General features: G+C 67.9%; 9 protein-coding genes. All 9 read right to left on the reverse strand.

Going from position 1 to position 7,097, the window contains the following annotated elements; genetic code table 11:
• The coding region (locus G6021_RS01195) for a hypothetical protein (protein ID WP_156776076.1) at positions 1–1,150 on the reverse strand (1,150 nt) is incomplete at its 3' end.
• A gap of 32 nt (positions 1,151–1,182) precedes the next feature.
• Positions 1,183–1,986, reverse strand: a complete 804-nt coding sequence (locus G6021_RS01200; protein WP_182609982.1) for a hypothetical protein — start codon at positions 1,984–1,986, stop codon at positions 1,183–1,185.
• A 63-nt stretch (positions 1,987–2,049) separates the two neighbouring features.
• On the reverse strand, positions 2,050–2,661 hold the full coding sequence (locus G6021_RS01205; RefSeq protein ID WP_069388984.1) for a hypothetical protein: 612 nt from the start codon (positions 2,659–2,661) through the stop codon (positions 2,050–2,052).
• Positions 2,662–2,667: 6 nt separating this feature from the next.
• Positions 2,668–2,949 carry a hypothetical protein gene (locus G6021_RS01210; protein WP_069388983.1) on the reverse strand — a complete coding sequence of 94 codons (282 nt, stop codon included), beginning with the start codon at positions 2,947–2,949 and terminating at the stop codon, positions 2,668–2,670.
• A gap of 11 nt (positions 2,950–2,960) precedes the next feature.
• The gene (locus G6021_RS01215) at positions 2,961–3,242 is read right to left on the reverse strand and encodes a hypothetical protein (protein ID WP_069388982.1); all 282 of its coding nucleotides are present in this window, start codon (positions 3,240–3,242) and stop codon (positions 2,961–2,963) included.
• 6 nt (positions 3,243–3,248) lie between these two features.
• Complete coding sequence (locus G6021_RS01220) at positions 3,249–5,111, reverse strand: cutinase family protein (RefSeq protein ID WP_069388981.1); 1,863 nt, start codon at positions 5,109–5,111, stop codon at positions 3,249–3,251.
• Between the two features lie 170 nt (positions 5,112–5,281).
• Positions 5,282–5,686 (reverse strand): hypothetical protein, encoded by a 405-nt coding sequence (locus G6021_RS01225; RefSeq protein ID WP_187700301.1) that lies wholly within the window; start codon positions 5,684–5,686, stop codon positions 5,282–5,284.
• A gap of 257 nt (positions 5,687–5,943) precedes the next feature.
• Positions 5,944–6,726, reverse strand: a complete 783-nt coding sequence (locus G6021_RS01230) for a hypothetical protein (RefSeq protein WP_182640499.1) — start codon at positions 6,724–6,726, stop codon at positions 5,944–5,946.
• 136 nt (positions 6,727–6,862) lie between these two features.
• Positions 6,863–7,097: hypothetical protein (locus G6021_RS01235; protein ID WP_182609979.1), on the reverse strand; the 235-nt coding region annotated here is incomplete at its 5' end.

Genomic DNA, 7,097 nt, shown 5'->3' on the forward strand with positions numbered 1-7,097 from the left:
CCGCCGCGGCGACCGTGCCGCCCACGACCGCACCGGTCGCCCCGAGGGCCGCCCCTCCCAGGGCGCCAGCCGAGCCACCGGCCTGGCCCTTCATCTGAGGCAGGATGATCGCCAGCAGTGCAGGGGCGCACAAGCCGGCCGCCCCGAACAGCACCAGAGAGACCAGCTTGTTCTCCTCGGACCCATCGAGGTTCATCGCCGCCCACACCGCAGACATGTAGACGAACGCGGCCGCGACTTTCAGCAACGCGAACGCGACCAGGACACCCATCGCGTTCTCGACGGTGAACCGTCCCGCTCGCCCGATCGCCCATGCCGCGAAGATCGGCATCAGCCCGATCAGGATGGGAAGCAAAATGATCCGCATGACCATCGCCAGACACATCGCCAGCGACCCGATCAGCGAGATGAGCACGAACACCAGCACCAAAATTGGGTTCATGTCCTCGCCGATCGTGACCGCATCGGTGATCTTCGTGAAGTCCCCGGCATCGGCGATATAGGTGTTCACCAGCACGTCAGCGAAGCCGTCGAAGGCCATGATCGCCGGTATCGCCAGTGCCGGAACCAGAGCCCCGTACAGCAGGTACCGGCCGTAGGCCGCGGCCGCGTCCTCCATCGCCTCCCCGGAGCCCTGCCGCCGCGTTGAGGCCACCTTTAGCAGGCCGATCACCAGGCTCAACGCGAGCCCAGCGATCGCGCCCTGCCACACGAGATTGTTGATTCCCGACGAGGACAGCTCGAGCGCGTCCGGGTTCAGTTTGAACTTCGTCCACAGCGTCAGCGTGTAGCCGATCACCGCCGGGTTGCCGTCCTTGATCTCCCGGACGATCCCGGCGAGCTTTCCATCCCACGCGGCATCCGCCGCGGCCTGGATCGCGTCGCCCGGATGCTGCACCGCGCCCACACCCATGCAAGCAGCAGCGTGAGCCCCGCGCACCGGAGCGGTGAAAGTCTCGCGAAGACCACCGGTGTGGGCAGAGTCGCGGAGCCACTCATGGGCGCCGGTGCCGCCCAGAAGTCCGCCGTCGACGAGGTCGCCGTCGCGGTCGCCGCTTCGGCATTCCTCGTTGAACTCCTGAAACTGGTTCTGTCCGGTGTCCTGGGCGTGGGCCGGCGTAGCGACAGCGATCGCGACGAAGAGCGCCACTACGACGGTGGCGAGGGCTTTCAGTGCTGGTCTCACATCCACCGGGACCACGACCCGTCGATCTCGGTGAGCGGAGTCATGTTTCGTCCCGAGACGATTTCCCATTGGTCGGCGACCCACTTCATCGAGACCCGAATCACCGGATGATCGTGAATTCCGACGTTGGGGTCGGGAGAGTTGATCTCTCCGACCGCTTCGTAGACTGACGGCAACGCGGCCTCGACGGTGCAGAAGTTCTCGTCGCACTGCCCGAACTTGAACCACCGCGGCGCACTGTATCCCTGCGCTGCTACCAGGGCGCGTCCGTCGACGGAGTCGCCGCGGGCCCGGATCTCCTCAAGAAACTCCGGGTCTTCGCCGGCCATCGTCGGCATGAAATGTCCGATGAAGTCGGCGTACACCCCGCCTAGCTCCATCCCGAAACCCATGTAATTGGCTGTTAGGAGTGCTGCACCGCCGGGTGAGCGGGCGTAGCCCGTCATTACCCCGTCGTCGACCCCGGTCGGTCCGTCCGAGCGCGAGACCATGACTGTGGTGCCGCTGCTCACGCGCTGCAGTTCGAGTCCGTCGGGAGGGCCCACCATTTCCTGGCCTACGGGGAAGGCGCCGGGCTCTCCGGTCTGCTCGCGCGGCGTCCCGCCGGCGGACGTCACCACTGTGACCTGGCGGCCGACCAGGTCAATGTCAGTGGTCTCGTCGTCCGACGGCGCAGCGATCCCGGCCGAGGGCTCTGGCGCACTCGTGGTGGGTGGAGCGTCCGCGCTGCCCGCGTCGTCGCTGTCGCCGGTGGCAATCGCCAGGATGAGGGCGGCGACCAGGGCCACGACGACCACCACGGCCGCGACGATCAGTGCTGCGGTGAGTCGTCCTCGTCGCTGTGAGTCCATGTTGAGCTCCTACTAGTCGGCGCGAAATTCGGTGAAGTCGTCGAGGTTGTCGAGTTCGACGGCGTCCACGGCGGTTTGTTGCGTCGGCAGGACGAGCTTCCAATCGCCCGTCTGCCACGCGAGCTGCGTCGGCTGGGCGGTGAGCGTGCCGTCGGGCCACTCCACGGCCAGGAGGACCTGGGCGCGGTCCTGCGAGTAGTCGGTGAACTGGAAGCCGACGAACTTCGCGGGATTGCGCACGCGGCCCTCGACCGACATCAGGGCCCGTGCCTGAGCCCACTGGTCCTTACCGGGTCCCGGCGCCAAGATGGTGCTCGCCATCTGCGGCCACGTGTTGTCACCGGTGGTGGCCAGCAGCGTTTGACCGGTCATGGCCGCGATGACTGCGCACTGTGGGGTGTGTGCGTAGCCGTGTTCGACCGGGTCGGTTTCGTCCGGGCACTGCTCAGCCCGGGGAACGGCGATGCCGGCCATTTGCGACCAGGTCGCCTCGGGCGCGGCAGTCAGATCCGGGCCGTCTTCGGTCCCTTCCGTCCCCGCGTCGTCGGTGCCGCACGCGGCGAGTGCCATCGCAAGCCCCGCTGCGGCAACCAGTGTGCGACTGCGCATTTTCTGCTCCTTCATTCCCCGTCAGATCGGGGTGTAGATCAGCGAGACAACCGCGCCGATGCTCGAGGCGAACATGAGGACCACAGCGATCACGAGAAGCCGCTCCACGCCCTGCTTGGGCTCGCGGCCCACCTCCCTGGCCTGACTGATCTCCACCAGTGCCCAGCCCATGAACACCACGCTGGCCACGGCTACGAAGCCGAGCCCGATCGAGATCCAGTTGGCCAGCAGCCCTTGGATTTCCGTTGGTAGTGGTTGCGGCGAGGCCGGGGGTGGGCTCTGCGCGAGCGTGTGGGCTGTCATCGGCTAGCCGTCTATCCGAGCAGCCAGCCGACGATCGGCATGAGCACACCCAGGCCGACCACTCCGCCGCCCCACCACAGCAGGCGCCCGGAGACTTGATCGCCGCGCCCGTCCTGGCGGGCGAACGCGATCCCAGCGAAGACCATGACGCCGCCGATGACGGCGATCACGATGCCGATCGCCAGCGCCACCCCGGCGACGTCGGTGAGGCGACTGGAGAGAAAGTCAGGAAGCCAGGGCGTGATGTTGTTGATGAAGGACGTATCGCCCTGTGCGAGCACTCGGATGTTCATGGTCAGTCAGTTCCCTTCAAGGGTGGTAGAGGTGGGCGCCGCACTCGAGGTGGGCGCTGTAGTGTTCGCCGGCCTCGCAACCGACGACGTCGTAACGGAGGTGTGGCCGACCTTGTTGAGGGCCGCTCGGGCGGCGTCACGGTTGAACTCGACGGAGTCCAAAGCGCTGAGTCCGACCTGGGTCTGGCGGGGTGCCGGAGCGAGCGGGTCCGCGCTGTCGGCGGTGACATCAGCGGCGATCGCTTGCACCCAGTCCCGGGTCGCTGTGGCTGGGCTGCGCCCATCCGGCAGGACCGGACGTTCTCCGTAGGCGTTGTGCTCGTTGGTCGACAGCCACGCCGCCAGGCTCACCGCGAGCTCCACCTGCTCCGGGACCGGCACCCCGGCGTCCTTGAGGATCTGCAGCGTCTGTCGTGCATAGCCCGAGGCGGTCCCCGGCTCCAGTAGGGACATCGCCGAGTCGGACAGCCTGGCCACTGCCACAGCGCCCGCGGCCTGGGGGCCACCGGTCACTCCTGCCACGGCGATCTGGGCAAGATTCTCCGGCGTGATGGTCTTGCGGGCGACGGTGATGGCCGCCCCAAGCGCCATCCCGCCGATCCCGGCGGCCACCTCCACAACCGTTCCGACGAACTGCTCCGGCGTCGGCAGGGGCGGCAGCCCCGGCAACCCCGGGATCCCCGGAATACCCGGAGGCATCGGGGCCGGCGGGCCGATGGCTCCTGCCGGTGCTGGTGTGACCTCGACGATCGGCTCCGGAGCCGGAAGCGCAGCCGGTGCCTCCTCAGGCACGGCGCTATCGGCCACGGTCGTAGCTGTGCTCGTCAAGGGTGCTTCGCTCCGGCTCGTCGGCGAGCTGGTGGTCTCCTCGGTGGCTGCTTGGACCCGCTTGTTCAGCACGGGCGTGGGATTGGCTGCGCTGGGGCGAAGTGAGAAGCCCGTGCCGCCGAAGCTGAAGTCAGCGATCTCGGACAGGTTTCCGACGCTGACCGCCCGGTCGAGGATCCGCGCGAGCTGCTCGAGTGCGGCGACCGGGTCGCCCAGCGACATCGTCTCGAGTAGCGGCACGATGTCGGCCACGAGCTTGGATTCGACCGGCAGACCACACACGTAGTCCCCGGGCAGGCACCACGAGACGACGCGGTCGCTGAGCTGACCAAAGCCCACGTGGCCGGTGTTGTCTGTGCCCAGCCCTCCCGCGTTCGCCGTCGGCAGCGTCTCCAGGCCCGTAATGGCGCGCAGAACGTTCTCCCCGGCGGTGCCCGGCACGGGCCCCACCGACGAGGCACCGTCCGGGTGCAGAGGCGTGCCCCCCGCTCGGGTCGGGTCGGCGAACAACGCCACGCCGGCCACCTGATCTGGGTCGATGACGCTCTGCCCGGCGCCCGTGCGCCGAGCAACGTTACTGATCACTTCTGCGCCCTGGGAGAATCCGGCAAGGAACACCTTCGTCTCCGGACACCTCGCGGCGACCGTCGCCATCAGGTCTTCCGTCATTTCCACACCGGTGTTCATCGACTCGGCATACGGCGTGGTGTCCCCGAAGTTCTCGGGTAGGTGCCGCATTCCGGGCGGCTGCGCTCCCCCGACCGTCGCGGGGTAGGTCACGTACGTGCGCGACACTCGCGCAGCCTGTCGGTTCGGTCCCTGCATGGACCGGCCGATCGCCTCTCCCGCGGTGCCCGCGAGCGACTGCACCCCGGGCGGCAAGTCGAGCAGTGCCGCAAACCCGGAGGACAGGTCCCCGATATTGCCTCCGTTCACCGCGGCCATCACGGGCCGCACGAGATGCTGGGACAAGAAGCCGTGGGTGTCGCTGTTCGGCTCGGCGAACCGAGATGTCTCGGAGGTGCCGGGAGCCAACAGCATGTGCACCGCAGGGCACTGTGTAATCCCCCTGCTGGTCGTGGTCGTGGTCGAGGTTCCCGGGCCTGGCCGAGCGGTGGTGGTCTGCGAGGCCGCAGGGCCGGCAGCTGACACGACCACGGTCGTCACTACCAGCGCCGAGAGAAGTTGCAATGGCGTGTTCATCTGCTCTTTCACCTTCTGCCCCAGGCCGCGACCTGAGTCCGCGCGGCGTCGATAAGTTCAGTGCCGAGTTCGGCGACGGCCGCGGGCACCGCTTCACGCGGTGACGGTCGTTTCTTCGTCGTGGGTGGTTCCCCGAGGGACCAGACGGGCAGCTCATCGAGCGCCACGGTGGTCAAACCGGGAATGAACGGGACCGACCACATCTGCGACGCGCCCCCGTCGATCTGGTCGAGTAACCCCGCCAGCACGTCTCGCCGCTGACGGACCTGCTGAGGCCGCCGGCCCGGCACCCGCGCGACCGTGGCCACGCCAAGCAGACGCGCGTGCGTGCCGGCCCCTCCGGTGGCGTACTGCCGCACCAGGGCGTGGGCCTTAGTCAGTGCTGTCACCGACTCCTCGGCCACGAGCACCACAAACGGCGACTGTTTGCCATGACCGCCCGGCCACCGGCCCTGAGCGTCCCCCGCGGGGCTGAGCCACCGGCAGAGCGTTGAGACCCCGGCGCCGCCATGCGCGCCCAACAGCCAGAGACCCGGTGATCCGCTCGCGGGCACCGCCCTGTCCCACACCGCGACACACTCATGCGACGCCGGGGGTTGAATCGTGGGCCGAACCTGTCCCGCTCCTGCGGGGACATCCCGTCGACTCTGAGCCATGATCGGGGCCGCCATCACTCTTCCTCCGCCGCAATACTGACGATCTCGACTCGGTCACCGTCACGACTGGTGGTGACCTGTTGGACGAAGGTTTCAGGGGTCTCAGACGGCCGCGCCTCAGTGATCTTCACCTGCGCTTTCGCACCGTCAGCCGTGATCGAGACACAGTGCTCAGTGCCCTCCGGGACCGAATCGATCCCTTCTTGGAGGGCTTCGACGTTCACCAGTGGTGAGTCGTCGGACGTCAGACTCAGTGCTTTCTTCGCGTCGCGCTCGGAGTAGTAGGCGTGCTGGAAGGCCAGGACGACGCCGGCCACCGATCGGGTGTCCCCCGCGCCGTCGCCGGTCACCGTCTCGCCTGACTCCGACCCCTCGCACTGGAAAGCCGCATCCTGCATCGTCCCGGCGTCCTCTGTTGCCAGGTCACCGGAGCGACCCTCGATCTCCGCCAGGTCGGCGGACAGGTCCGCTGGTTGATCCATCCCGTCGGAGAGCTTGTTGACCAGGAGTAGCCCGCCGCCGCAGACCAGTACGACGAGCAAACACGTCATCGCGGCGGGGATAGCCCATTCACGCCTACGACGTGGTTGGGCTATCCCCGTCCCTGGTTCCACTGCCGCCGGGTCCTCACCGGACGGCGGCGGCGTTACCTCGTCCGACACCTGAGCCGGCTCAGCTCCCACGAGCTGGTCCATCCAGGGCTGGTCTGGTTCGGTCTCGTCCGGTGCACGCGGCGGATCCGGCGTCGGCGGCAGCTTCACCTCGCCAGCGGCCGCTTCCACACCGAGTGCAGCCATCCAGTCGGGCTCCCCCACCTCGTCCTCCGGCCCACCTACTGGATCGACGGGCCGCAGCGGCGAGTCCGCGTCGTCATTGTTTTTTTTCGACACGTTGCCCTCCTAGATCACTCGAAGCCCTCGGTGGCTGTGGCGGTCAGTTGAAGTGGATCGGCGGGACGCCCGGGATGTTCAGGCCGTTGATCGACCCGGCCGCTGCGTCCTTGGCGTTGTTCATGCCGTCGTGGAACGCGTTCTCGACGCCCGTTGCAGCATGGGGGTTGCTCGCCACCGCGCCGCCCAGGCCGAGCGCTGCCGACCCTCCGCCGGCGGCGACACCGGTACCGACGATTCCTGCGGGAACTGCCCATGCGGGCGCGGTGGCGACCGCC

Origin of the sequence: Dietzia sp. CW19 (assembly GCF_014145265.1) — a bacterium.
GTDB lineage: Bacteria > Actinomycetota > Actinomycetes > Mycobacteriales > Mycobacteriaceae > Dietzia > Dietzia natronolimnaea.

Excerpts from the sequence above, each read along its gene's own strand:
- G6021_RS01220 (WP_069388981.1), bottom strand. The coding sequence starts at position 5,111 with ATGCTGTTGGCTCCCGGCACCTCCGAGACATCTCGGTTCGCCGAGCCG.
- G6021_RS01205 (WP_069388984.1), bottom strand. The coding sequence starts at position 2,661 with ATGAAGGAGCAGAAAATGCGCAGTCGCACACTGGTTGCCGCAGCGGGG.
- G6021_RS01215 (WP_069388982.1), bottom strand. The coding sequence starts at position 3,242 with ATGAACATCCGAGTGCTCGCACAGGGCGATACGTCCTTCATCAACAAC.
- G6021_RS01210 (WP_069388983.1), bottom strand. The coding sequence starts at position 2,949 with ATGACAGCCCACACGCTCGCGCAGAGCCCACCCCCGGCCTCGCCGCAA.
- G6021_RS01230 (WP_182640499.1), bottom strand. The coding sequence starts at position 6,726 with ATGGCTGCACTCGGTGTGGAAGCGGCCGCTGGCGAGGTGAAGCTGCCG.